20 protein-coding genes, 2 tRNA genes and 1 pseudogene are annotated in these 23950 nt (G+C 72.0%); 8 read left to right on the top strand and 15 right to left on the bottom strand.

From position 1 onward, the window contains the following. Window positions 1-1251: 1251 nt before the first annotated feature. Window positions 1252-1542 carry a hypothetical protein gene (locus ACODT5_RS44810; RefSeq protein WP_422524628.1) on the bottom strand — a complete coding sequence of 97 codons (291 nt, stop codon included), beginning with the start codon at window positions 1540-1542 and terminating at the stop codon, window positions 1252-1254. 93 nt (window positions 1543-1635) lie between these two features. On the opposite strand from ACODT5_RS44810, the gene ACODT5_RS44805 reads away from it, so the two are divergent. After that, the gene (locus ACODT5_RS44805) at window positions 1636-2616 is read left to right on the top strand and encodes a helix-turn-helix domain-containing protein (RefSeq protein ID WP_422524627.1); all 981 of its coding nucleotides are present in this window, start codon (window positions 1636-1638) and stop codon (window positions 2614-2616) included. Between the two features lie 100 nt (window positions 2617-2716). Here ACODT5_RS44805 and def read toward each other — a convergent pair whose 3' ends face one another. The 8 genes and pseudogenes from def to ACODT5_RS44765 form a co-directional block, all read right to left on the bottom strand. Next, window positions 2717-3376, bottom strand: coding sequence for a peptide deformylase (gene def, locus ACODT5_RS44800; RefSeq protein ID WP_422524626.1), 660 nt, complete (start codon window positions 3374-3376; stop codon window positions 2717-2719). Window positions 3377-3441: 65 nt separating this feature from the next. Next, window positions 3442-4449 carry a tetratricopeptide repeat protein gene (locus ACODT5_RS44795; RefSeq protein ID WP_422524625.1) on the bottom strand — a complete coding sequence of 336 codons (1008 nt, stop codon included), beginning with the start codon at window positions 4447-4449 and terminating at the stop codon, window positions 3442-3444. A 117-nt stretch (window positions 4450-4566) separates the two neighbouring features. Next, a complete protein-coding gene (locus tag ACODT5_RS44790) occupies window positions 4567-5826 on the bottom strand; it encodes an HD-GYP domain-containing protein (RefSeq protein WP_422524624.1) in 1260 nt (419 codons plus the stop codon). Window positions 5827-6080: 254 nt separating this feature from the next. Then, window positions 6081-7490: pseudogene (locus ACODT5_RS44785) on the bottom strand (HD-GYP domain-containing protein); the annotation flags it as partial. A gap of 229 nt (window positions 7491-7719) precedes the next feature. Then, on the bottom strand, window positions 7720-8058 hold the full coding sequence (rsrA, locus tag ACODT5_RS44780) for a mycothiol system anti-sigma-R factor (RefSeq protein ID WP_422524623.1): 339 nt from the start codon (window positions 8056-8058) through the stop codon (window positions 7720-7722). After that, entirely contained in the window at window positions 8055-8699 is a 645-nt protein-coding gene (locus ACODT5_RS44775) for a sigma-70 family RNA polymerase sigma factor (RefSeq protein WP_008741505.1), read from the bottom strand. The genes rsrA and ACODT5_RS44775 overlap by 4 nt, the downstream gene beginning before the upstream one ends. Before the next feature lie 279 nt (window positions 8700-8978). After that, complete coding sequence (locus ACODT5_RS44770; protein WP_422524622.1) at window positions 8979-9653, bottom strand: alpha/beta hydrolase family protein; 675 nt, start codon at window positions 9651-9653, stop codon at window positions 8979-8981. 88 nt (window positions 9654-9741) lie between these two features. Then, window positions 9742-10557, bottom strand: coding sequence for an SOS response-associated peptidase (locus ACODT5_RS44765; RefSeq protein WP_422524621.1), 816 nt, complete (start codon window positions 10555-10557; stop codon window positions 9742-9744). A 53-nt stretch (window positions 10558-10610) separates the two neighbouring features. Here ACODT5_RS44765 and ACODT5_RS44760 point away from each other — a divergent pair, with 53 nt between their 5' ends. The 4 genes from ACODT5_RS44760 (at window position 10611) to ACODT5_RS44745 (ending at window position 14323) form a co-directional block, all read left to right on the top strand. Then, window positions 10611-11324, top strand: coding sequence for a M50 family metallopeptidase (locus ACODT5_RS44760; protein ID WP_422524620.1), 714 nt, complete (start codon window positions 10611-10613; stop codon window positions 11322-11324). A 162-nt stretch (window positions 11325-11486) separates the two neighbouring features. Then, window positions 11487-12848: a 3-phosphoshikimate 1-carboxyvinyltransferase gene (aroA, locus tag ACODT5_RS44755; protein WP_422524619.1), complete on the top strand. Its 1362-nt coding sequence runs from the start codon at window positions 11487-11489 to the stop codon at window positions 12846-12848. An 8-nt stretch (window positions 12849-12856) separates the two neighbouring features. Next, window positions 12857-13867 (top strand): ribosome small subunit-dependent GTPase A, encoded by a 1011-nt coding sequence (gene rsgA, locus ACODT5_RS44750; RefSeq protein WP_422524618.1) that lies wholly within the window; start codon window positions 12857-12859, stop codon window positions 13865-13867. Window positions 13868-13999: 132 nt separating this feature from the next. After that, window positions 14000-14323 carry a DMT family transporter gene (locus ACODT5_RS44745; RefSeq protein WP_112447780.1) on the top strand — a complete coding sequence of 108 codons (324 nt, stop codon included), beginning with the start codon at window positions 14000-14002 and terminating at the stop codon, window positions 14321-14323. Here the strand turns inward: ACODT5_RS44745 and ACODT5_RS44740 are convergent. Beyond that, window positions 14289-14858, bottom strand: a complete 570-nt coding sequence (locus tag ACODT5_RS44740) for a TetR/AcrR family transcriptional regulator (RefSeq protein WP_422524617.1) — start codon at window positions 14856-14858, stop codon at window positions 14289-14291. The two genes, ACODT5_RS44745 and ACODT5_RS44740, sit on opposite strands and share 35 nt — an antisense overlap. 133 nt (window positions 14859-14991) lie before the next feature. Between ACODT5_RS44740 and hisN the strand changes: the two genes are divergently transcribed. Together hisN and ACODT5_RS44730 are read left to right on the top strand one after the other, a co-directional pair. Next, window positions 14992-15795 carry a histidinol-phosphatase gene (hisN, locus tag ACODT5_RS44735; protein ID WP_422524616.1) on the top strand — a complete coding sequence of 268 codons (804 nt, stop codon included), beginning with the start codon at window positions 14992-14994 and terminating at the stop codon, window positions 15793-15795. Window positions 15796-16003: 208 nt separating this feature from the next. Beyond that, entirely contained in the window at window positions 16004-16411 is a 408-nt protein-coding gene (locus ACODT5_RS44730) for a CBS domain-containing protein (RefSeq protein WP_385376927.1), read from the top strand. A 70-nt stretch (window positions 16412-16481) separates the two neighbouring features. Here the strand turns inward: ACODT5_RS44730 and ACODT5_RS44725 are convergent, their stop codons facing one another. Further along, window positions 16482-17933, bottom strand: a complete 1452-nt coding sequence (locus ACODT5_RS44725; protein ID WP_422524615.1) for a catalase — start codon at window positions 17931-17933, stop codon at window positions 16482-16484. A gap of 149 nt (window positions 17934-18082) precedes the next feature. Between ACODT5_RS44725 and ACODT5_RS44720 the strand changes: the two genes are divergently transcribed. After that, on the top strand, window positions 18083-18499 hold the full coding sequence (locus ACODT5_RS44720) for a Fur family transcriptional regulator (protein ID WP_243336077.1): 417 nt from the start codon (window positions 18083-18085) through the stop codon (window positions 18497-18499). A gap of 119 nt (window positions 18500-18618) precedes the next feature. Here the strand turns inward: ACODT5_RS44720 and ACODT5_RS44715 are convergent. The 4 genes from ACODT5_RS44715 to ACODT5_RS44700 form a co-directional block, all read right to left on the bottom strand. Continuing rightward, a tRNA-Met gene (locus tag ACODT5_RS44715) sits at window positions 18619-18692 on the bottom strand. An 81-nt stretch (window positions 18693-18773) separates the two neighbouring features. Continuing rightward, window positions 18774-20501, bottom strand: coding sequence for a tetratricopeptide repeat protein (locus ACODT5_RS44710; protein WP_422525244.1), 1728 nt, complete (start codon window positions 20499-20501; stop codon window positions 18774-18776). Between the two features lie 385 nt (window positions 20502-20886). Further along, window positions 20887-20960 (bottom strand) — tRNA-Met (locus ACODT5_RS44705). A gap of 44 nt (window positions 20961-21004) precedes the next feature. Then, complete coding sequence (locus ACODT5_RS44700; RefSeq protein ID WP_422524614.1) at window positions 21005-23914, bottom strand: UPF0182 family membrane protein; 2910 nt, start codon at window positions 23912-23914, stop codon at window positions 21005-21007. Between the last annotated feature and the right edge of the window lie 36 nt (window positions 23915-23950).

Here is a 23950-nt window from a genome sequence, read left to right as displayed (position 1 = left end):
CCGCTTCTCCGCTTCCCGCTCCAGAAGCGCCCGCTCCTCCGGACTGAGAGTGATCTCGGTGGAGGCCGGGGCGTCCTTGCCGGGATCGAAGCTTGCGGGCAGGGAGACGACGGAGAGGTTGGAGACGTTGCCGTCCACCCCGCCGGTCCGATCCAGCGCGGCGGCCTGCTCGCGCATGACTCGTACTGCAGGTGCTGTGCAGCCGGAGCCGAGGAGCATCAGGTGCGCCTCGTACACCCAGCCGCCCGGTGCGGACGCCTTCCGGCGGCGCACAAGATCGACCTTGTGCCAGCGGCCGGGGCTGGCGAGGAAGTGTTCGACCCGTGCCCACTGGCCGGGCTGCTGCGGGATTCGCACGGGCAGTACGAGGTCACCCCGGCCGGAGTCGGGGCCGCCCGCGAACACCACGGCGAGCGGGCCCGTGTGATCCCACCAGGTCGCCTTCCGCATACCCGGCTTCCCCGAGGGCGTGGTCTTGCCGGTGGGCATGACGCCGGGCGTCGTGGCCGGTACTGGCATCCGTCGCGGCTGCTGAAGCGTGTGCCGGCCCCCGCCGGCGTGGGCCATGGTGTGGCCGTGGAGCGAGCCGACCAGGCGGAAGGTCTCCCACTTGCGTTCGGAGGTGTGGGAGCGGGCCCGGCCGGGGATACGGGTGAAGTCGTACCACCGGCCCGTCTTCGGACGGCCGTGCCGCTTGCCGGTGGCGTCCGGGAAGAGGTGCCGCTGCACGCCGTTCCACACCTCATCAGCCATGTGCATGGCCAGGGCCTTCGAGGCATGGTGCTTGAGGTGGCCGGACGCTTCGAGGTGCTTGTATGCGCAGCGCTCCAGTGCCTCACGGGACAGGCCGAGGCGCTGCCGGACCACCTTCGCCCCGCGCTCGTCGCGCTCGTGCTTGGCGGCCCAGTAGGCATCGACCTTGGCGCGGGCATCCCGCTGGACGGCCCGCTTGACCGACCACATCGCCCCGAACAGCTTCTCCAGCCGATCCAGGTCGGCGGGGTCGGTGACCGCCAGCGGCAGCACCATCACCGACACGATCCCGCCGTCAGGCTTCCTCCACTTCGGAGCCTTGTTCCTTCCCCGGAACCTGCACGTCTGAGCGGCTCGCACCAATGTCACCCCCGTCGCAGACCATCTGGAAACCAGCACGGTAAGTGAGCGAACGGTGACTCCGAGCGGGCCCAGGCCCTCGGGGCGACGGTGCTGCCGTGCACCGCCGCCTGAGTGTGGGCGGGATCCCGGCCGTCATCACCGCGCTGCTGACCTGGGTCCTATGCACGCCTGCGTCAGCCGTGCCAGCCCCATCGACGCGGACGCTGATCCGCACAAAGACGAGGCCGACGGCCCGGCACCCCGGCTGGAGCGTGACCCTGACGCGGGGTCCGGAGCTCGGATGACCGCGGCCCGGCCAGCCCTGCGCTCGGCGGCCGCGCGGATCTGTTGGTCGATGCGGCGGTCGCGCGTGGCTCCGTAGAGGGCGGGGGCCAGGAGGAGGGCGGCGACGGCGAGGACGGCGAGGTAGTCGAGGAATGTGTTCATGACTCCACTCTCGCCAGGGCGGCCGAAACCCGACAGTGGCAGGACTGTCATGGAAGAGCGAATTACTGCCACACTTGCTGGCACACTGGAGGCATGCTGAAGCCTTCCCCCCTCCGCAACGTGGCCGTGGCCGTGGTGAACGGGGTCACCCCCTTCGAGATGGGCATCTTCTGCGAGGTCTTCGGGGTCGACCGCAGCGCCATGGGCCTGCCGACCTACGATTTCGCCGTCTGCGCGATGGAGGAGAACCCCATCACCGTGGGCGACGGCCACTACCGCCTCACGCTCCCCCACGGACCCGAGCGGCTGGAGGAGGCGGACCTGATCTGCCTGCCCGCCGACCGCGAGGCCCCCACCCGCGTGTACCCGGAGCCCCTCCTGGAGTCCCTGCGGCGGGCCGTGGACCGCGGCGCACGGGTGCTGAGCGTGTGCAGCGGGGCCTTCATGCTGGGCGCGGCCGGGCTGCTGGACGACCGGCGCTGCACCACGCACTGGATGCACGCCCCGGCCCTGGCGCGCCGCTTCCCGCGGGCCCGGGTCGACCCGGACGTGCTCTACGTGGACGAGGGCTCGGTGATCACCTCGGCGGGCACCGCCTCCGGGATCGACGCCTGCCTGCACCTCGTGCGACAGGAGCAGGGCTCCGAGGTGGCCAACACGATCGCCCGGCGGATGGTCGTACCGCCGCACCGCGACGGCGGGCAGGCCCAGTACATCCAGCGTCCGCTGCCGCGCACCTCCTGCGACACGGTCGGCGAGGTGATCGGCTGGATGGCCCGCCACCTGGAGGAGGAGATCACGGTCGAGCAGCTCGCGGAGCGGGCCCACATGTCCGCGCGGACCTTCGCCCGCCGCTTCCTCCAGGAGACGGGGACCACCCCGTACCAGTGGGTGCTGCGCCAGCGGGTCCTGCTGGCGCAGGAGCTGCTGGAGGCCACCGACGAGACGGTGGACGCGATCGCGGGACGCTGCGGGTTCGGCACCGCGGCGGCCCTGCGCCACCACTTCCTGCGGACGCTGAACACCACCCCGAACGCCTTCCGGCGCACCTTCCGGGGCCCGGCCGCGGCCTGACGGGCGACCGGCGGCCCACGCGGACTAGTGCCCCGCCACCCAAGCGAAAGGCGCCCCGCTCCGGTCCGGAGCGGGGCGCCTTTCGCGTACGGGAGCCGGGTTACGCGTTCGGAACGGTCTCGTAGCGCGCGGTGCCCTCTTCCATCTGCCGCAGCGCGTCCTTGCGGTCCCGCTTCGAGAGCCGGTCGATGTACAGGTAGCCGTACAGGTGGTCGGTCTCGTGCTGGAGGCAGCGCGCGAAGTAGCCGGTGCCCCGCACCTTGATCGGGTTGCCCTGCGCGTCCTGGCCGGTCACCTCGGCGTAGTCCGGGCGGGCCAGCGAGGCGTAGGCGGTCGGGACCGACAGGCAGCCCTCGTTCGAGTCGTCCAGGATCCGGGCGCCGGCCGGCAGCTCGACGAGCTTCGGGTTGATCACCACGCCGGTGTGGCGGTTGCCGTCGTCGTCCGGGCAGTCGTAGACGAAGACCTTGGCGTCGACGCCGATCTGGTTCGCGGCGAGGCCCACGCCCTCGGCGGCCTTCTGGCTGGCGAACATGTCGTCGATCAGCTGCGCCAGCTCGTCGCCGAACTCGGTGACGTCCTTGCACTCCCGGTGCAGGACCGGGTTGCCGACCACCGTGATGGGGCGGGCGGTGCCGCGCTCGCGGTGGGCGAGCTCGCGCGCCTCACAGTCCTCGGTGTCCACGACGTACCCGTCGTTCGCCCCGCCGACCGGGCCGACCACACCGACCTCGACAACGTCGTTCTCCTGCTGCGCCATGTCCGCCGTACGCCTTCCGTAATTCCGCCAGTCACCGTTGTGCCGGTACAGACTACGGCCCCGGCTCAGCAGACTTCTTCGAGATCCCGCCACTCCCGGGAGTCCGGACTGTCCGCGACCCAGCCGTCGAGCAGCCCGCGCACCAGGCCGGCGGGCGCCGCGATCCCGCACTCCCGCTCGGGCACCCACAGTGATCCGGAGCCGGTCGTACGGTGCCCCAGCGGGCCGGGGTGGCCCGGTTCGCTGTGGTCGTGCGGGTCCAGCTGCTCGCCGTCGCCCTCGCCGCTCGGCATCGCGCTCTCCGAGCAGGTCCGGCACAGCAGCCGCACCGAGGAGGACCAGTCCTCGGCGGCGAAGCCGGCGTCGGAGGCCAGCTGCTCCAGGGCGTTGCGGTCGGCTTCGGTGGCCGCTTCCAGGAGCACCACCCAGGTCGGCACCGGGGAGGGCGCCCACAGCTCGATCTCGTCGAACACGGGGTACGAGGGCCCGGCCGCGGTGACGCGCTCGCCGTGCGGGACCCCGTCGTGCAGGACGACCTCGCCCCAGCGCCGCCCCGAGGAGGGCAGCGGGATCGACAGGACCTCCATGCGGGCCGGGTCCAGCCGGCGGCCCCAGACCACCTCGGCCTCGCCCTCCGGCGACAGCCGTACGGCCGCGCTCCCGAGCTCCATGCCGACCGGTTCGCCGGTGGCGTGCGGGCCGCCGCCCGCGCCGTGCGGGTCTCCGGGCACCTTCAGCCCGTACGCCTGCCATGCGCGGCGGGCCAGCGGCCAGTCCTGCAGCGCCGTCGCGGCGATGCCCACGTTCCACCAGTCCGGGGCGCCGGTCTCCCGGTCGAGCAGGGCCACGGCGCGCAGCCCGGCGGCCCGCGCCTGCTCCCAGTCGTGGCGGAACTTGTGGAGCAGCGCCAGGTTGAACCAGGACTCGGACAGCCAGGGTTCCAGGTCCGCCGCTCTGGTCAGGAGCGCACCCGCGTCCTCGTACCGACCGTCGCCGATCAGGGTGAACGCGCGGTCGGTGGCCTGCCGCCAAGAAGCGGAGGGCCGATGCCGTACCTTCCCGAAGATCCTCACGATTCCCGCCTGCCGGACACTCTTGCTCGGGACACTCCTGCTGCGAACGTTCCTGCTGGAAACACTCTCACTGGCATCCAACCATGCCCACTCGGACGGCCGCTCATTACCCATGGGTTACCCAGGCGGGACGGGTACGACTCTGGCACGTCCGCCCCGGGCGAGCACCCTGGCGAGACACTCCACGACTTCCGGCTGGTAATCGTGCCCGGTCCCCAGGCGCAGCCGCTCCAGGGCCTCCAATGAGCCGCCCGGGTGACGGGCACCGCCGACGAGGTCGTCGTACGCGTTGACCGCGCGCACGATCCGGGCGGCGACGGGCTGGTCGCGGTACGGGGCCGCCTGCAGCTCCACCACCACCGCGACCTCGGCGGGGACGCCCGTCTGGCGGGCCACCTCCCCGCCGAGCCCGGCGATCCGGCGGGCCTCGGCCTCGGGCAGCTCGGCGGTGGCCCCGGCCGGCACCGGGTCGACGAGGGAGAGCTGCCCGATGTCGTGCATGAGGGCGGCGTACTCCAGCACCCTGAGCTCCCGCTCCGAGAGGCCCAGCTCCCGCCCCACGGCGCAGCTGAGGGCGGCGACCCGGCGGGAGTGGCCGGGCCGGGTGTAGCCGGCGATCTCGGTGGCGCGGGCGAGGGAGGTGATGGTCTGGCGGTAGGTGGTGCGGATGGCGGTGATCCGGTGGAAGGACATCTGGGTCAGGAGCAGCGGCACGCTGAAGACGGGCACCGCCCACAGCCCGGCGACGGCGACGCCGAGGGCCATGACCACGCCCGTGGCGCAGATCGCGGAGCCGATGCCCAGCTGGGCGCGCAGCTCGTCGCGCAGCAGCGGGGCGAACGGCCAGCCGGTGCGGGCCCCGGAGAGGGCGGCGCCGAGGACGGCGTCGCACAGGGCCGTGAGCCCGAGGATGCAGACGAGGAAGAGCACGAGGTACGGGCCCTGGCCGACCCATTGCTCCAGCCGCCCGGAGTTGTAGAGCGGCTGGAAGCAGACGGCGGCGAAGGTGACGGTGAGGACGCGGCGGGCCAGGTGGTCGAGGGCGGGTCCGCGGCCCCGGGCGATGTGCGGGACGATCCCGAGGAGCGCGGCCGCGACGACCACGGCGACGATCTGCAGGACCCCGTGGTGGGTGGAGACTCCGGCGTTCTGCCCGAGCAGGGCGTACGCGAGCGCCCCGGCGGATCCGAGCGGCGCGGGCTGCTGGCGGGCGGCGTCGCCGCTGTCCCGGCGGGCGAGCTCGCCGATGGTGATCAGGGTGCCGAAGGCGAGGGCGATGCCCGGCTCGGTCAGGCCGTTCCACACGGTGTGCCCGAGCGCGGCCACGGTCAGCGCGCCGGCGGCCCCGCGCACGACGGCGACGGCCCAGCCCCTCACGCCGTTGCTCCCGCTGCAGGGGCGGACGGGGACCGGGGCGTTCCCGCCGGGTCCGCTGCCGCCGCCGCGGAGGCGGACGGGGAGCCCGGCGTCCCCGGCCCGTCGTGCCGCCCCGTTCCGGGCCGGCCCGCGGGCACGCTCTCCACCGGGGGTTCCGGCACGCAGTGGCAGGCCTGGGGCGAAGCCCCGGCGGGGGCGGCCTGGGCGGGCAGCCCGGCCAGCACGGAACCGGTGCCGTCCGGCACCCCGCCCGGGGCGCCGCTGGGCACGGCCCGGTCCCCGTCCACCCCTGCAGCGGGAGCAAGGGCCGGGATCACCTGGAGGTCGTCGTCCGAGGTCACCTTCGGATGCCAGCCCTGGCGGCCGATCGCGTCGACCAGCGCCGTCACCATCTCCGGGTCGAACTGGGCCCCCGCGCACCGTTCCAGCTCGGCCAGGGCCACCGGCACCGGCCGGGCCCGGCTGTAGGACCGGGTCGAGGTCATCGCGTCGAAGGCGTCGGCGACCGCCACGACCCGGGCCAGCACCGGGATCTGTTCCCCGGTCAGCCCGTAGGGGTAGCCGGAGCCGTCCACCCGCTCGTGGTGGTGCAGGATCGCCGCCCGTGCCTCGCCCAGGAAGCCGATGCCGCGCACCATCTCGTGTCCGTACTCGGGGTGGAGTTCGATGATCCTGCGCTCTTCGGGGGTCAGCGGTCCGTCCTTGCGCAGCAGTCGGGTCGGGACGCCGAGCTTGCCCACGTCGTGCAGGATCCCGGCGATGCGGACGACTTCGAGGCGTTCCTCGCCCATGCCGAGCTCGCGGGCGATCATCGCCGAGGCCTGTCCGACCCGCTCGCTGTGGCCGCGGGTGTAGCGGTCCTTGATGTCGACGGCCTGGACCAGCGCCCGGATGGTGGCCTGGTGGGCGGCGCGCTCGCGGTGGTACTGGGCGAAGACCCAGCAGGAGATGTACATCGGCAGCATGACGAGCAGCGCGGCCGGCAGTCCGTACGGGCTGCGCCACATGACGGCCATCATCAGTCCGGCGAGGCCGTGCACGCAGTGCGGGGCGAGGGACCGGGTCGCGAGGCCCCGCCAGGCGGTGGCGGCGGGCCGGCGTTCGGCGGCGGCCAGGATGCTGCCGTCGAGGGCGGTCAGCACCAGGCAGAAGGCGACGGCCGCGGCGGCGGCGGGGAACATCACGTACGGGAAGTCGGCGACCCAGGCGGCCGGGTCCGCGGATCCGTCCGGGCCCGGCGGCCCGGTCCCGCCGAAGGAGCCGGTGCCCAGCGCCTCGGGCCCGCCCAGCAGTCCGTAGAGCTGCCCGGCGGTCCAGGCGGCTATGGACTGCTGCGCCCCGTGCCAGACGCGCCGCACCCAGGCGGGCCGTGCCGTGACGGTCCCGGCGAGTCCGCCGGGCAGCGCGACGAGGGCGGCGGCGGCCGGCGGCAGGAGGAACACGGCGGCCAGCACCACCGGGAAGAAGGAGCCGAGGCCCTCGGGCACCCGGCGGCCCATGAGCGGGCAGACCTTGACGAGTTCGCAGCCGAGGTAGAGCACGCAGAGCAGGCCGACGGAGGGCCACGGGGTGGCGGAACCGATGACGGCGGGAGCGGCGCACGCGCAGGCGGCGATGACGGCGCACAGGACGTAGGCACGCGCCATCGGCGGAAGTACCCGCATGGCGCTCTCCTCCCCCTGGGCCGTGCAAGTCAGGTACGAATCAAACCAGTACCCGAATGGGGAGAATAAGTGGGGCCGGGAGCGAGGTGGGCCACATTTTCGCATTGCGCCATGCGGACGCCCCCGGATTACCACCTTCGGGTGAAGGAAGTACCCATCCGGGGGCGGCTGTTCAAGATTGTTCAATCGGGGACTACTTCATCGGCGAGCCCGGCCGGCTTTCGGCTCTTCAGCCCGACGCGGATCCCGGCATCGGCTCGGCGACGGCCGGCTCGGGCGGAGCGGCCGTAATGTCATGGTCCGGCACCGCCTGCCCCGAACGGATGAGCTCGATCCGTCCCATCACCTTCGAGCGCAGGTCGGTCGGCACGTCATCCGATCCGCAACAGCGCTTGACCAGCTTCTTCACGGCCTGTTCCAGGCCGTACTTCTCCAGACAGGGATTGCACTCGCCGAAGTGCGCCTCGAACTTCGTGCAGTCACTGTCGGGCATCTCCTGGTCCAGGAACTCATAAAGATGGTCCAGGACCTCGGAGCACTCCGTCTCGTGCGCATCTCCGCAGCTCATGAGCCCGAGCCTTTCAGGTCGTTCGACTCTCCCGCGCCGGCCGGGACGAGCCCGCGCTCACGGGCGTAGTCCTCAAGCATTCCACGGAGTTGACGGCGGCCACGGTGCAGTCGCGACATGACCGTACCGATGGGTGTACCCATGATGTCCGCGATCTCCTTGTACGCAAAGCCCTCTACGTCGGCAAGATAGACCGCGATGCGGAACTCCTCCGGAATGGCCTGGAGCGCTTCCTTCACGTCGGAATCGGGCAGGTGATCGAGAGCCTGCGACTCGGCGGAACGCAGGCCCGTCGACATGTGCGACTCGGCGCGCGCGAGCTGCCAGTCCTCGATCTCCTCGGCCGCACTGCGCTGGGGTTCGCGCTGCTTCTTGCGGTACGAGTTGATGAAGGTGTTGGTCAGAATGCGGTACAGCCACGCCTTCAGGTTGGTGCCCTCGCGGAACTGGTGGAAGGACGCGTACGCCTTCGCGTACGTCTCCTGGACCAGGTCCTCGGCGTCGGCCGGATTGCGCGTCATGCGCAGGGCGGCCGAGTACATCTGGTCGAGGTAGCCGAGGGCGTCCCTCTCGAAGCGCGCATTGCGCTCCGGGGTCGTCTCCTCCGCGTGGCCTTCGTCGGTCCCGGCGACAGGACCCACCTCCTCCGACTGCGTGGCGACCCCGAAAGCGGACCCGCTCGAATCGGAGAATAGTCGACCATCCCGGTCGCCCGCCGCTCGAACCGTGCCGCGCTTGGGCGCGGGCAGCACTGTCCAGTCCAGGTCAGCGGCCTGCGGACGGTTCTGGCTGATGACCTGGGTCATGCGTTGCCTCTCCTCCGACGTCTTCCCTTACGTACCGACATCCGGGACAACAGAGGGCCGCTGCGTCACATTCCCCGGCGGGGCGCGGGTTTCGGGACCAAAGTCACACCGGCGTCACGCCGGCAGCCTGGCGAGCCACCCGGCCACCGCCCCGGTGATCACCGCGAGGGCCTCCTCCTGGGTGGGACCGGTCCGCTTCGGCACGGCGAAGCCGTGGTCCCCGCCCTCCACTTCCACCAGCTCGTACGAGGCTCCGCGCGCTCCCCGCGCCGGGAACTCCTCCGGCCTCCCGAAGGCGTCGCGGCCGCCCTGCACCACCAGCGCCGGCCGCCCGGCGCCCAGCAGCTCCTCGGCCCGGGACTTCTCCGGCCGGCCCGGCGGGTGCAGCGGGAAGGCCAGCGCGAGCACCCCGGCCGCGCCCAGTTCCGCGGCGGTCCGGCAGGCCACCCGGGCCCCGGCGCTGCGGCCGCCCGCGACGACGGGCAGGCCCGGCTCCGCGAAGGCGGGCCACAGGGCGGTCCAGCCCGCGTCCAGCACCTTGGGCGCGGCGGCCACCTTCTTCCCGGCGACCCGCCAGGGCTGCTCGGCCAGCGCCACGGTGATCCCCAGGGCGGGCAGGGCGGCTGCCAGGGCCTGGAGGTCCCGGGCCTCGATGCCGCCGCCGGCTCCGTGGCCCAGGGCGAGCACCAGGCGGGCCCTGCCCGCCGGGGCCGGGTGCCAGGTGATGCGGGCCTCGCCCGCCGGGGTGTCGACGCTCTCGGTGCGCTCGGCGCGCGTGGTGCTGCTCATGCCCCGATGATGCCGGTCGGAGGCTGCCGTGGAGGGCTGCGCCGGGCCGTCGGAGCGCCGGGGAGCCACGAGGCGGGCGCCGGGTCCGTCAGAAGAGCGTGCCCTCCTCGGGCCCCTCCAGCTCCTCGAGCAGCTCGGGCCCGTTGTTGCGTACGTTGCTCGCGGCCGTGGACACCGGATAGGCGCGCATCAGCCCGCCGGGCGGCGGGGCCAGCAGGGCCTGGAGCTCGTCGGGGTCGGTCCGCGCCGGGTCCAGCCAGGCGTCCCACCGGTCCGGGGTGAGCATCAGCGGCATCCGGGGGTGGATGTCGGCGAGCGAGCGCGGACCCTCGGCGGGGGCGACGCCGAGCGGGCCGGTCTCGGCCTCTGCGGTGATCACCGAGCAGGTCGCCCACCAGGCGCGCGGATGGTCGTCGGGCAGGGTCCGGTCGCGCCAGAACTCGTATATCCCGGCCATGGCGAAGACGGAGCCGTCGCTGGGGAGGACGAAGTAGGGCTGCTTGCGGGTCCGCTTCTTCTTGCCCTCGACCTCGAGCTGCCGCTCGTCGTGGGCGGTGACCCACTCGTAGTAGCCGTCCGCCGGGATGATGCAGCGGCGCTGCGCGAAGGGGCGGCGGAAGGACGGCTTCTCGGCGATGGTCTCGGACCGGGCGTTGATCATCCGGGCGGCGCCGTCGGGGTTCTGCGCCCAGGACGGGACGAGCCCCCATTTCAGGACCCTCAGCTGGCGAACCGGACGCGGGCTCGGAGCGTCTTTCAGTGGACGGTCGAGGACGACGTGGACCTCTTTCGTCGGAGCCACGTTCCAGTCGGGTGCGAGCACCTCCTCGGGCTCCCACCGCTCCACCCCGAAGACCTCGGCCAGCTCCTCCGGCCCACGGCTCGCTGCATACCTTCCGCACATGGCTGCCACACTGCCATGTCACCCGATCGCCACCACAAGGAGTCCGCCACCTCATGAACACCAGCACCGCGGCCGGCCTGTGGGACCGGCTCACCGGCATACAGGCGGCGCCCGACCAGTGGCTGGTGATCGCGACGGGGCTGGTGGCGCTCGCCGCCGTGGGTCCCCGGCCGGTGTGGCGGCTGTCGCGCAACGCGATCACCATCGCGCACGAGGGCGGGCACGGGCTGCTGGCCCTGCTGACGGGCCGCAGCCTGGACGGGATCCGCCTGCACTCGGACACCAGCGGGGTCACCGTCAGCCGCGGCAAGCCCACCGGCCTCGGCATGGTGCTCACCGCCGCCGCCGGGTACACGGCGCCCTCCCTGCTCGGCCTCGGCGGGGCGGCCCTGCTCTCGGCGCACCGGATCACCCTGGTGCTGTGGGCGGCGACCGCCCTGCTGCTGGCGGTGCTGGTGATGATCCGCAACGCGTACGGGCTGCTGACGGTGCTGGCCACCGGCACCACCTTCGTCCTGGTCTCCTGGCTGGCCCCGGCGGACGTGCAGGCGGTCTTCGCGTACGCCGTGGTGTGGTTCCTGCTCCTCGGCGGCGTCCGGCCGGTCTTCGAGCTGGGGGCCAAGCGCCGGGGCGGCGGGGCGCCCGACTCCGACGCGGACCAGCTCGGACGGCTCACCCATGTGCACCCTGTGGTGTGGCTGCTGCTCTTCCACGTGGTGGCGCTGTCCTCGCTCATCGGCGGCGGCCGCTGGCTGCTCGCCCTCTGACCTGCCCCGAGCTGCCCCCGGCCCGCCGCCGCTCACCGCGTGAGTACCCCCTGGGCGCCCCCCGGCCGACCGCGGACCGGCCCGGCCCCGCGGGTGTCCGCCCGCCGAGACTCCCCCGGTGATCAAGATCTGCGGCCATGGGAAGCCACTAAAGTGGTGGCCATGACCGAGACCCCCGCGCTCCACGCCCTCTGGCCCGCTCCGCTCGCCGACACCGCCGTCCAGGCCACCGTCACCGTGCCCGGGTCCAAATCGGTCACCAACCGCGCCCTCGTGCTCGCCGCGCTCGCCTCCGAGCCGGGCTGGGTGCGCCGCCCGCTGCGTTCGCGCGACTCCCAGCTGATGGCCGACGCGCTGCGCGCCATGGGCGTCGGCATCGAGGAGACGGTCTCGTCCAGCTCCGCCGGCGAGGGCCAGGCCGGCGAGGCCTGGCGGGTCATCCCGGCCGCGCTGCACGGCCCGGCCACGGTCGACGTCGGCAACGCGGGCACGGTCATGCGCTTCCTGCCGCCCGTCGCCACCCTCGCCTCCGGCGACATCCGCTTCGACGGCGACCCGCGCTCCTACGAGCGCCCCCTCGGCCAGGTCATCACGGCGCTGCGCACGCTCGGCGCCCGCATCGACGACGACGGCCGCGGGGCGCTCCCGCTGACCGTCCAGGGCGGCGGGGCCCTGGAGGGCGGGGCCGTCGAGATCGACGCCACCAACTCCTCGCAGTTCGTCTCCGCGCTGCTGCTCGCCGCCCCGCGCTTCAACCAGGGCGTCGAGGTCCGGCACGTGGGCACCAACCTGCCGTCCATGCCGCACATCCGGATGACGGTGGAGATGCTGCGCGCGGCGGGCGCGCAGGTCGACACCCCCGAGTCCGGCGGCGAGAAGAACGTCTGGCGGGTCGCTCCCGGCGCCCTGCTCGGCCGCGACCTGGTCGTGGAGCCGGACCTGTCCAACGCACAGCCCTTCATGGCGGCGGCCCTGATCACCGGCGGCACGGTCACCATCCCGGACTGGCCGCGCCGCACCACGCAGCCCGGTGACGCGCTGCGCCGGATCTTCACGGAGATGGGCGGCTCCTGCGAGCTGACCGACGCGGGCCTGGTCTTCACCGGCACCGGCAAGATCCACGGCATCGACGTGGACCTGGGCGAGGTCGGCGAGCTCACCCCGGGCATCGCCGCGGTCGCGGCGCTGGCCGACTCGGAGTCCGTGCTGCGCGGGGTGCAGCACCTGCGGATGCACGAGACGGACCGGCTGGCGGCGCTCACCAAGGAGATCAACGGGCTGGGCGGCGATGTCACGGAGACCGCGGACGGTCTGCGGATCCGGCCGCGCAAGCTGCACGGCGGCACGTTCCACACGTACGACGACCACCGGATGGCCACGGCCGGCGCGGTGATCGGCCTGGCGGTGGAGGGCGTGCTCATCGAGAACGTGGCGACGACCGCGAAGACCCTGCCGGACTTCCCGAAGATGTGGGCGGACATGCTCGCGCGGGCCGAAGCGGCGCCGGCAGGCGTGGGAGCGTAGGGCCCGTCATGCGCAGGTACGGGAAGCACACCGACGAGGACGACATCCGCCAGCGGCCCAACCCCAAGGGCAACCGGCCGCGGACGACCATCCGCCCCAAGCACGAGGACGCGGCCGAGGGCTTCGTCCTGACCGTGGACCGCGGCCGGCTCACCTGTCTGGTCGATGACCGTCCGGTGCACGCGATGAAGGCCCGCGAGCTGGGCCGCAAGGCGGCGGTGGTCGGGGACCGGGTCTGGATCGTCGGTGACCTGTCCGGCAAGAAGGACACCCTCGCCCGCATCGTGCGGATCGAGGCGCGCAAGTCCGTCCTGCGGCGCACGGCCGACGACGACGATCCGTACGAGCGCGTGGTCGTCGCCAATGCCGACCAGCTGGCCATCGTGACGGCGCTGGCCGATCCGGAGCCGCGCCCCCGCATGATCGACCGCTGCCTGGTGGCCGCGTACGACGCCGGGCTCCAGCCGCTGCTGGTGCTCACGAAGTCCGACCTGACCTCCGCGGACAAGATCCTGGAGATCTACTCGACCTTCGGCCTGAACTACGTGGTCACCAACCGCGAGGAGCTGGCGACGGGCGACGCGGCCGACCGGGTGCGCGAGCACCTGAACGGCCGGATCACCGCCTTCGTCGGCCACTCGGGCGTCGGCAAGACCACCCTGGTGAACTCCCTGGTCGCCGAGGGCCGCCAGCGCGCGACCGGCGTGGTCAACTCGGTGACCGGCCGGGGCCGGCACACCACCACCTCGGCGCTCGCGCTGCCGCTGCCGGGCGGGGACGGCTGGGTCGTCGACACCCCGGGCGTACGGTCCTTCGGCCTGCACCACGTGGACCCGTCCCGGGTCGTCCTGGCCTTCCCGGAGCTGGTGCCGGGGACCGAGGGGTGCCCACGCGCGTGCAGCCACGACGAGCCGGACTGCGCGCTCGACAAGTGGGTGGAGGACGGCCACGCGGACCCGGCGCGGCTGTACTCGCTGCGCCGGCTGCTCCAGACGCGGGAGCGCCGCGAGGGCGACTGATCCCCCGGGAGATCGACGGCCGGTCGACCGGCGGGGTTTGCCGTACCCGATGTCTGGTAAATGCATAATCGCACCAAGTGACGCTCGGGCCCGCCCCGTGAGCGCGTCACATGACGCGGGGAGGCGTACGCCATGGCGTGGCTGCTGGTCGTGGTCGCCGGGATCCTGGAAACGGGGTTCGCGGTCTGCCTCAAGCTGTCGCACGGCTTCACCCGGCTGTGGCCGACCATCGCCTTCGCGTGCTTCGCGCTCGGCAGCTTCGGTCTGCTGACGCTGGCCCTGAAGAAGCTGGACGTGGGCCCGGCCTACGCGGTGTGGACCGGCATCGGGGCGGCCGGTACCGCGATCTACGGGATGGTCTTCCTCGGGGACCTGGTCTCCACCCTCAAGCTCGTCTCGATCTCGCTGGTGATCCTCGGCGTCATCGGGCTCCAGCTCTCGGGCTCGTCCCACTGAGCAGCCGGATCAGCCCGGCGCGGCCCGGCCCCGGCGGCTCGGCCGGGGCGATCAGGTAGGACAGCGCGAGCCGCACGGCGAGCTCGCACCGCTGCGCCCCCTCCTGCGCCCCGAACACGGCGTCGGCCCGCTCGCGGACCCCGCGGATCAGCTCGGCGGGCCCCAGCGCGGGCAGCCCCGGCCGGACCCCGCGGCCGGCCGGGACGGGTAAGTTGCCGTTCCAGCACCCGGTCAGCAGGGCCCGCGCGAGGGGGCGCTCCCGGCCCGCGCGCACGGTCCACTCCGCCACCGCCGCCAGCCGCTCGGCCGGGGCTCCCACGGAGGTCAGGGCCCGGTCCACCCCGTCGAGGTACCAGGCCGCGTCGCGCCGGACCAGGGCGTGGCCCAGACCCGTCTTGCCCGCGAACTCGTTGTAGAGGGTCTGCCGCGAGACTCCGGCCGCGGCGGCCACGTCGATCATCCGCACGGCCGGCCACGGGCGCTCCGCGAGCGCCGCTCCCGCCGCTTCGAGCAAGGACTCCCGCGCCGTCGGCACCGTCGCCTCCCCTTCGACGCCTCCGGTCGACGTCTCCGCCAGAGTTGACGGACCGACAGATCCTGTCAAGGGTGCCCGTGCCGCACCGTGGACGCCTTCCGCTTCGCCGCGGCCGCCTCGGTAGGGTTCGGGCATGCCCGAGTATGACGATGACCTGCGCCTTGCCCTCGAACTCGCCGACGCGGCGGACGCCGCCACGATGGAGCGGTTCCGCGCCCTCGACCTGAAGGTCGAGACCAAGCCCGACATGACCCCGGTGAGCGAGGCCGACACCGCCACCGAGGAGATCATCCGGGCCGGGATCTCCGCCGCGCGGCCCGCCGACGCCATCCTGGGCGAGGAGTACGGCCTCAAGGGCGACGGCCCGCGCCGCTGGGTCGTGGACCCGATCGACGGTACGAAGAACTACGTGCGCGGCGTTCCGGTCTGGGCGACGCTGATCTCCCTCACGGAGGAGCAGGCCGACGGCGCCTTCCGCCCGGTCGTCGGCGTGGTGTCCGCGCCCGCGCTGGGCCGCCGCTGGTGGGCGGCGCGCGGCGCGGGCGCCTTCGCGGGCGGCGCGCTCGGCGAGACCACCGCGCTCGGCGTGTCCAAGGTCGCCACCCTCGGCGACGCCTCCTTCGCCTACTCCTCGCTGAGCGGCTGGGAGGAGCAGGGGCGGCTGCCCGGCTTCCTGGACCTGACCCGCGCGTGCTGGCGTACGCGGGGCTACGGCGATTTCTGGCCGTACATGATGGTCGCCGAGGGCTCGCTCGACCTGTGCGCCGAGCCCGAGCTGAACCTGTGGGACATGGCGGCCCTGGCCGTAGTGGTGGAGGAGGCCGGCGGCCGCTTCACCGCTCTGGACGGGGCGGACGGCGTGCACGGCGGCAACGCGGCGGCCTCCAACGGGCTGCTGCACGCGCAGATGCTGGAGCTGCTGCGCCCGCGCGGCTGACGCACGCGGACGGGGCGCGGGCCGCGGTAAACGGTGGCCTGCGCCCGTACGTGCCGAAAGCGCCCCTTACGCGCCTCCTTGCTGGCTTTCCGCGGGCGTGGGAATCTGAGACTCCTCCGCTTGTGCGCTTGTGAAGGACTTCTCTAAGTGCGGTCCTTCGCGCGCACCCCACCCAAGCGGGGGGACTCACCAGGAGGTGGCTCTCTTCATGCTCGTCCGCGACGCCATGAGCACCGTGATCCTCACCCTCGGACCCACTCACACCCTGCGACAGGCAGCCTGCCTGATGTCCGGCCGGCGCGTCGGCGCCGCCGTCGTCCTCGATCCCGACAACAGCGGCATCGGCATCCTGACCGAGCGCGACATCCTCAACTCGATCGGCGCGGGCCACGATCCGGACCGGGAGTCCGTGGGCGCGCACACCACCAACAACGTGGTCTTCTGCACCCCGGACGCCACCGTGCAGGAAGCCGCCGAGGCGATGGCCCACGGCGGATTCCGTCATCTGATCGTCCTGGAGCACGGCGGCCCGGTGGGCATCGTGTCCGTACGCGATGTCATCCGCTGCTGGGCACCGGCGCGGCGCACCTCCGTGCCCGCCTCCGTTCCCGCGTAGGAACGGCCGACGGGCCGGCGCCCCCTCTCGGGGAGCACCGGCCCGTCGGCCTGCTACGGCTAGGCGTCCATCAGGCGCGGAGGGCCTGGACCGCGGCCTCCAGACGCTTGCCGAAGTCACCGTCCGCCTGGCGGAAGTTGTTGATCGCACGCTCGACGATGTCGTCGCGGGAGACCTTGGCGATGAAGCCGGAGAGGTTCTCGACCAGACGGGTCTTCTCGTCCTCCGAGTACAGGCGGTAGAGGTTGCCCGCCTGGACGAAGTCGTTGTCCTCGGAGTGCGAGGGCGCGGCGTGGTTGCCCGTGCCACCGGTGACGGCGGAGGAGACCCACAGCGGACGGTCCGTCTGGTGCGGGCCGCCGAAGCTGTTCGGCTCGTAGTTCTTGGCGCCCGCGTGGCGGCCGTCGTACAGGTAGCCGTCGCGGGAGTTGGTGCGCGCCTCGGTGGCGTGCGGACGGTTCACCGGCAGGTGGTCGGCGTTGATGCCGACGCGGTAGCGGTGGGCGTCGCCGTAGCCGAAGAGACGGCCCTGGAGCATCTTGTCCGGGGACGGACCGATGCCGGGGACGAAGTGCGCCGGGGAGAAGATCGACTGCTCGACCTCGGCGAAGACGTTCTCCGGGTTGCGGTTGAGCTCCAGCTTGCCGATCTCGATCGGCGGGTAGTCCTCGTGCGGCCACACCTTGGTGAGGTCGAACGGGTTGAAGCGGTACTCGGCCGCCTCGGCCGCCGGCATGATCTGGACCTGCACGGTCCAGGACGGGAACTCGCCGCGCTCGATGGACTCGCGCAGGTCGCGCTGGTGCGAGTCGGGGTCCTCGCCGGCGAGCTGGTTGGCCTCGGCCTGGGTGAGGTTCTTGATGCCCTGGTCGGTCTTGAAGTGGTACTTGACCCAGAAGACCTCGCCGGCCTCGTTGTTCCACTGGAACGTGTGCGAGCCGTAGCCGTTCATGTGGCGGTAGGTCGCCGGGATGCCGCGGTCACCAAACAGCCAGGTCACCTGGTGGGTGGACTCGGGCGACAGACCCCAGAAGTCCCAGACGTTGTCCGCCTCCTGCGAGCCCGTGTACGGGTCGCGCTTCTGGGTGTGGATGAAGTCGGGGAACTTGATGGCGTCCTTGATGAAGAACACCGGGGTGTTGTTGCCGACGAGGTCGTAGTTGCCCTCTTCGGTGTAGAACTTCAGGGCCCAGCCGCGGGGGTCGCGGACCGCGTCGGCGCTGCCGAGGTTGCCCGCGACGGTGGAGAACCGCAGGAAGGTCTCGGTCTCCTTGCCGACCTCGGACAGGAACTTCGCCCGGGTCCACTGCGAGACGTCACGGGTCAGCGTGAACGTGCCGTACGCACCGGCGCCACGGGCGTGCACCACGCGCTCCGGGATGCGCTCGCGGTTGAAGTGCGCGAGCTTCTCCAGCAGCAGCTGGTCCTGGACCAGAACGGGTCCGCCGATGCCGGCGGTCTCGCTGTTCTGGTTGTCAGCGACCGGAGCTCCGGCCTCCGTGGTGAGCGGTCCCTGCGTCACGTTGCGCCTCCTGCGTAAATTTGCTGCAAACCTGTCCTGCGCCCTAACGTAACCGATCCTACGATGGACTTTGTCTAAGTCAAGCCGACATCCAAGTCGAAACAGATTCGGGAGTTACACCGAATCCCCTCACTGTTAGGCTGGCGTGCATGAGTGACCTGCTGGAACGACTTCGCGGACGCGGATGGCGCATGACCGCACAGCGGCGCGTCGTGGCCGAGGTGCTCGACGGTGACCACGTTCACCTGACGGCCGACGAGGTGCACGCGCGCGCCGTGGACAGGCTGCCGGAGATCTCCCGGGCGACCGTCTACAACACGCTGGGCGAACTCGTCACCCTGGGCGAGGTCCTGGAAGTCTCCACGGACCGGCGCGCCAAGCGGTACGACCCGAACGCCCACCGCCCCCACCAGCACCTGGTGTGCGCGCAGTGCGGGGCGATCCGCGACGTGCACCCGGCGGGCAACCCGCTGGCCGACCTGCCGGACACCGAGCGCTTCGGCTTCGTGGTGTCGGCGGTCGAGGTCACGTACCGCGGGGTGTGCCCGAACTGCGCGGGAGCCTGACGGGGGCGTAGCGACTGAAGGGGGCCGGGGCTCGATGAGCCCCGGCCCCCTTTGCTGTCTTTGTACGCGAAAACGACTGAAGGCCCGGATCCAGGGGATCCGGGCCTTCGAGCCTTCAGTAGCGGGGACAGGATTTGAACCTGCGACCTCTGGGTTATGAGCCCAGCGAGCTACCGAGCTGCTCCACCCCGCGTCGGTAAACCTGACTCTACGTGAACGGGGACGGCAGATGCAAATCAGTTGGCGGGCCCTACCCGGACGCCTGCCCGGACACCTACGCCGACAGCTCCTCGGCCAGGGCCTCGCGCAGTCGGCCGGCCCGCTCCGAGACCTCGGCCGGGCCCAGCTCCATGGCCCGGACGCACCACTTCTGCCCCTCCGTGAGGTCTCCCTGCCGGGCCGCGAGCAGGCCCAGGCGCAGCGCCGCCCGCCCGTGGCCGGCCACCGCCGCCCGGGTCCACCACAGGGCCGCCTCGGGCTCGTTGCCCTCGCGCGCCAGCAGCAGCCCCAGGTTGAAGGCGCCGTTGCGGGAGCCGGCCTCCGCCGCCTCCCGGTACCACCGCGCGGCGGCCGCCAGCTCGCCCCGCGCGGCGGCCAGCATGCCGACCCGGACCTGGGCACGCCGGTGCCCCAGCTCGGCGGCACGCTCGTACCACTCCTCGCTCTCGGTGCGCGCGGCCCCGCCCAGCGGCTCGCCCAGCGCCACCGGCTCCGGCGGCGGGGCCAGCGACTCCAGCAGCGCGGCCAGCCGGAAGGCTGCCTCCGCGCTGCCTCCGCCGGCCGCGCACCGCAGGTGGCGTTCCGCCGCCCGCTCCTCGCCGTCGCGGACCAGCGCGATGCCGACCTGGAGCGCCGCGTCGGTGTGTCCCGCCGAGGCGGCCCGCTCGTACCACTTCAGGGCCGTCCGGTCCTCGTCGCGGCTGGCGAAGAGGATGCCGAGGTTGAAGGCGGCGTCCACGCTCCCCGCCTCCGCCGCCTTCGAGAACCACGGCTCCGCGCCCTCCGCGTCGCCGCCCTGCAGCAGCAGGATGGCCAGCGCGTTGGCCGCCTCGCGGTGTCCCGCGTACGCGGCGCGCCGGTACCACTGCTCGGCCGGGCCGGTCCGCTCCTGGGCGGCGCAGAGCAGCGCGAGGTTGTACGCCCCGTTCTGGTCGCCCGCGTCCATCGCGGCCCGGTACCACTTCTCGGCCGTCTGGGTCTCGCCGCGCGCGGCGTGCAGTGCGCCCAGCGCGTTCGCGGCGTTGCCGTCCCCGTCCTGCGCGGCCCGCAGCCACCAGGTGGCCGCGTTCTCCTCGTCGCCGGCGTCGCGCAGCAGGAAGCCGAGCGCGCACGCAGCCCGCGGCTCGCCCTGCTTGGCGGAGGTCAGGTACCAGCGGCCGGCCTCCTTCAGCTCCCCGCGCGCCTCCAGGAGCGCGCCCAGGTGCAGCCCGGCGCGGCGGTGCCCGCGCGCGGCGGCCTGCCGGTACCACTGCTCGGCCTCGGCCGGGTCACCCTTCCTCAGGTGCCGGGCCAGCCGGTACGCGGCCTCGCGGTGCCCCTGCTCGGCGGCGGCCCGGAACCAGCGCTCCACGCCCTTGTCCCCGCGGTGCTCCAACAGGTCGGCGAGGCCGTAGGCCCCCAGGGCATGGCCGGATTCCGCCGCCTGGCGCATCCAGTACTCGGCGGCGGGCTCGTCGCCCCGCTCGCGGTAGTAGCGGCCCAGGGCGTGCGCGGCGGGAGCGGATCCGGCCACGGCGGCCACGCGCCACCAGCCGGCGGCCTCCTCGGGGTAGCCGCGCTGGTGCAGCAGTACGCCCAGGTTGTTGGCGGCCGCGCGGTCGCCCTCCCCGGTCGCCCCGCGCAGGTACGGCTCGGCTCCCGCGAGGTCGCCGCGGCGCAGCAGGAGCGCCCCGAGTACGCTCATCGCGCCCGGGTCCCCCTTGTCGGCGGCGACCCGGTGCCGGGCCTCCAGCGCGGCGTCGCCGGCCGCGTCGGTCAGCCCGAAGACCGCGTCGTCGAACATCGCGTCGACCGACACGTCCGGCGTGGTCGGCGCCGTGGCCGTGGTCCGTACTGCCCGCGTGGTCATCGCGGTCCGCACGTCAACGGCCTGAGCCGCCCCATCGGCCTCCGCATCCGATTCGGAGTCCGCCCTCACAAACCGCCCTGTCTCCAGCAGAGTTGACCTGTCCCCCATAAATCCCATCGTCGCATCACCTGCTACCCGCGTACACCTGGTATGTCGCAGTCAGTGAGGTCACTACAGCGTTTTGTCGACATGCCCACAGAGAGACAAGTCAAACACGCTCACACCCCAACTCACCCACCCCAGTGACCCCGAGTCGGCGAAAAACCCGATTGGGCATGACGAAGGCCCGGATCCATCGGATCCGGGCCTTCGTCTTCAGTAGCGGGGACAGGATTTGAACCTGCGACCTCTGGGTTATGAGCCCAGCGAGCTACCGAGCTGCTCCACCCCGCGTCGGTAAACCAACAGTAGCACGACGCGGGGTGGAACCATTACCGCTATCCGCTGGGCGTCGGGGTGGGCGCGGGCGCCGCCACCTTCGCCTCGGCCTCGATGGCCCGCTTCAGCGCGGCCTGCAGATCGCTCTGGGCCTTTCCGTACCCCGCCCAGTCGCCGGCCTTGAGCGCCTTGTCGGCGTCCTCGACCGCCTTCTGCGCATCCGCGAGGGCCGCCTTGACCGTCGGGTCCTGGTTGGTCGGCGGCGGGGTGGTGGTCCCGTCGCCCGGCTGGGTCGGCGGCGGCGTGGTCGCCGACTCGGCACCGAACACCACGTTCAGCGCCTTCTCCAGCGTGTCCTCGAAGGCCGTCTGGTCCCCGTAGGTCACCAGGACCTTCTTCAGCAGCGGGTACTTGAGGCCGCCACCGCGCACGTACACCGGCTCGACGTAGAGCATTCCCTTGTCGAGCGGGACCGTGAGCAGGTTGCCGTACTCCACCTGGGAATCGCCCCGGCTCAGGATGTTGATCTCCTGGGCGATCTCCGGCTTGGAGTTGAATCTCGCCTGGACGAGCTTCGGGCCGTCCACCGGGTTCTGGGTGGGCAGCTTCAGCAACTGGATCTTGCCGTAGTCCGCGGTGGTGGGATCGGCGTTGACCGCCATGAAGGCGCTCAGGTTGTCCCTGCCGTTCGGCGTGAGCGTCGTGGTGAGGGAGAAGGCCTGGTTGGGGTCCTTCTGGCCCGGCATCTTCATGGAGAGGTAGTACGGCGGAACGGCCGTCCCCGCCTTGGTGGTCGGGTCGTCCGGCACCGCCCAGACCTCGCTGCCGCTGAGGAAGGTCTGCGGGTCCGTGACGTGGTAGCGGGTCAGCAGCTCACGCTGGACCTTGAAGAGGTCCTGCGGGTAGCGCAGGTGCTCCATCAGGGTCGGCGAGATCGCCTTCTTCTCCTTCACCGTGCCGGGGAAGGCCTTCATCCACGTCTTGAGGACCGGGTCCTTGGTGTCCCACTGGTACAGCTTCACCGTGCCGTCGTAGGCGTCGACGGTGGCCTTCACGGAGTTCCGGATGTAGTTGACCTGGTTCTCCTGCGCGACCACGGCGCGCTGGGAGTTGGTCAGCGAGTCCGCCGTCGTGTCCCCGAGCTGGGTGCGGGACGCGTAGGGGTAGCCGTTGGTGGTGGTGTAGGCGTCCACGATCCACTGGACCCGGCCGTCGATCACCGCGGGGTACACGGCTCCGTCGATCGTCAGCCACGGGGCGACCGCCTCGACCCGGGCCTTGGGCGTGCGGTTGTAGAGGATCTTCGACTTGTCGTCGATGGCGCCGGAGTAGAGGATCTGCGGCTCGCTGAAGGCCAGGGCGTACGCGGCGCGGTTGACCGGGTTGCCCAGGCTCACCCCGCTGTCCCCCTGGTAGGTGGTCTCCTTCTCGCCCGCGTCGTTGGCGTAGTCGAGCTCCTTCTGCGGTCCGCCGACGATCGAGTACTGCTTCGTCTGCTCGCCGTAGTAGATCCGCTGCTCGTACTCGCCGAGGTTGCCCTGTGCGGGCAGGCCCGACTCGGTGAACAGCGGCTCGCCGTTCGCCGTCACCTCGGTGCCCTTGGCCGCGACCACGCCGTATCCGTGGGTGTAACGGAAGTGGTCGTTGATCCAGTTGTTCTTCGGGATGCCCGCGAGGTTGATCTCACGGAGCCCGATGACCGTGTCCTGGCCCTTGTACCGGTCGACCGCCAGCGTGGCCGGGAAACCGTAGTAGCCCTTGTTCTGCTGGAGCTGCTGGAAGGCCGGGGACACGATGTTCGGGTCGAGCAGGCGGATGCTCGCCGTGGTGTTCGCGTCCTGGCGGAGCTTCTTCTTGTCCGCCGTGGGGTCCGGCAGGCCCGGGTAGTCCGTGACCGAGGCGTCGGCGACCCCGTAGGCGTCGCGCGTCGCCTTGATGTTCTTCTGGACGTACGGGGATTCCTTGGCCTGCTCGTTCGGCTGGACCTGGAACTTCTGCACGATCGCCGGGTACAGCCCGCCGATCAGGATCGCCGAGAGGACCATCAGGCCGAAGCCGATGACCGGGAGCTGCCAGGTGCGGCGCCACAGCGTCGCGAAGAACAGCAGCGCGCAGATCGCGGCGATGGCGACGAGGATCGTCTTGGCCGGCAGGTAGGCGTTGGCGTCGACGTAGCGCAGGCCGGTCCAGTTGTCCGCGGCCTTGAAGTCGCTGGACTTCACGGCGAGGCCGTACCGGTCGAGCCAGTACGCGACCGCCTTGAGCGTGACGAAGAGGCCGAGCAGCACCGACAGATGGCCGGTCGCCGCGGCGGTGGCCCGCGCACCCGGGCTGGTGACGCGCAGTCCCCCGTAGAGGTAGTGCACGACGGCGGCGGCGATGACCGAGAGCACGACGGCGGCGAAGCCGAAGCCGAGCAGGAAGCGGTACCAGGGCAGGTCGAAGGTGTAGAACGACACGTCCAGGTTGAACTGGGGGTCCTTCGTGCCGAAGGGCACCCCGTTCACATACATCAGCCAGGTCTTCCACTGGCCCGCCGCCGAGGCACCCGCGATCAGGCCGACCAGCGCGGAGATGCCGAGCAGCAGCCACCTGCGGTACGGCGCGACGGTCATCCGGTAGCGGTCGAGGCTCTGCTGCTCCAGCGACATCGCGCTGAGCGGCGGCCGCAGCCGGTGGGCCAGCCAGATGTTCAGCCCGACGGCGCCGGACATGAGGAGGCCGAAGACGGCGAAGAGGCCGACCTTGGTCCACAGGGTGGTGGTGAAGACGGTGGAGTAGTCGACGGAGCGGAACCAGAGCCAGTCGGTCCAGAAGCCGGCGAACATGATGAACGCCATGGCCAGGACGGCCAGTACGCCCAAGGTCATCAGAAGAGTCCGGGCGCGCCGGGACGGGCGGCCGACTCTCATCCGTGGCCCGGAGGGGCCTCCGCCGCGGTCCGGCATCTGGAAAGCCAAGGTGCGCACCTCGAAAGTCGCTGTGTGTAAGTGATGCTGAGAGTT

This window comes from Streptomyces tatrensis, from assembly GCF_049310065.1.
Lineage (GTDB): Bacteria > Actinomycetota > Actinomycetes > Streptomycetales > Streptomycetaceae > Streptomyces.
Note: the sequence above shows the minus strand (reverse complement) of the source record. Positions and strands in the feature narration are given on the sequence as shown.

What these genes read in the sequence shown, in the direction of transcription:
- ACODT5_RS44720 (WP_243336077.1), top strand. Translation starts at nt 18,083, where the DNA reads ATGAGTGACCTGCTGGAACGACTTCGCGGACGCGGATGGCGCATGACC.
- ACODT5_RS44805 (WP_422524627.1), top strand. Translation starts at nt 1,636, where the DNA reads ATGCTGAAGCCTTCCCCCCTCCGCAACGTGGCCGTGGCCGTGGTGAAC.
- ACODT5_RS44710 (WP_422525244.1), bottom strand. Translation starts at nt 20,501, where the DNA reads ATGTTCGACGACGCGGTCTTCGGGCTGACCGACGCGGCCGGCGACGCC.
- ACODT5_RS44760 (WP_422524620.1), top strand. Translation starts at nt 10,611, where the DNA reads ATGAACACCAGCACCGCGGCCGGCCTGTGGGACCGGCTCACCGGCATA.
- ACODT5_RS44765 (WP_422524621.1), bottom strand. Translation starts at nt 10,557, where the DNA reads ATGTGCGGAAGGTATGCAGCGAGCCGTGGGCCGGAGGAGCTGGCCGAG.
- def (WP_422524626.1), bottom strand. Translation starts at nt 3,376, where the DNA reads ATGGCGCAGCAGGAGAACGACGTTGTCGAGGTCGGTGTGGTCGGCCCG.
- hisN (WP_422524616.1), top strand. Translation starts at nt 14,992, where the DNA reads ATGCCCGAGTATGACGATGACCTGCGCCTTGCCCTCGAACTCGCCGAC.
- ACODT5_RS44745 (WP_112447780.1), top strand. Translation starts at nt 14,000, where the DNA reads ATGGCGTGGCTGCTGGTCGTGGTCGCCGGGATCCTGGAAACGGGGTTC.
- ACODT5_RS44770 (WP_422524622.1), bottom strand. Translation starts at nt 9,653, where the DNA reads ATGAGCAGCACCACGCGCGCCGAGCGCACCGAGAGCGTCGACACCCCG.
- ACODT5_RS44810 (WP_422524628.1), bottom strand. Translation starts at nt 1,542, where the DNA reads ATGAACACATTCCTCGACTACCTCGCCGTCCTCGCCGTCGCCGCCCTC.
- rsgA (WP_422524618.1), top strand. Translation starts at nt 12,857, where the DNA reads ATGCGCAGGTACGGGAAGCACACCGACGAGGACGACATCCGCCAGCGG.
- rsrA (WP_422524623.1), bottom strand. Translation starts at nt 8,058, where the DNA reads ATGAGCTGCGGAGATGCGCACGAGACGGAGTGCTCCGAGGTCCTGGAC.
- aroA (WP_422524619.1), top strand. Translation starts at nt 11,487, where the DNA reads ATGACCGAGACCCCCGCGCTCCACGCCCTCTGGCCCGCTCCGCTCGCC.
- ACODT5_RS44730 (WP_385376927.1), top strand. Translation starts at nt 16,004, where the DNA reads ATGCTCGTCCGCGACGCCATGAGCACCGTGATCCTCACCCTCGGACCC.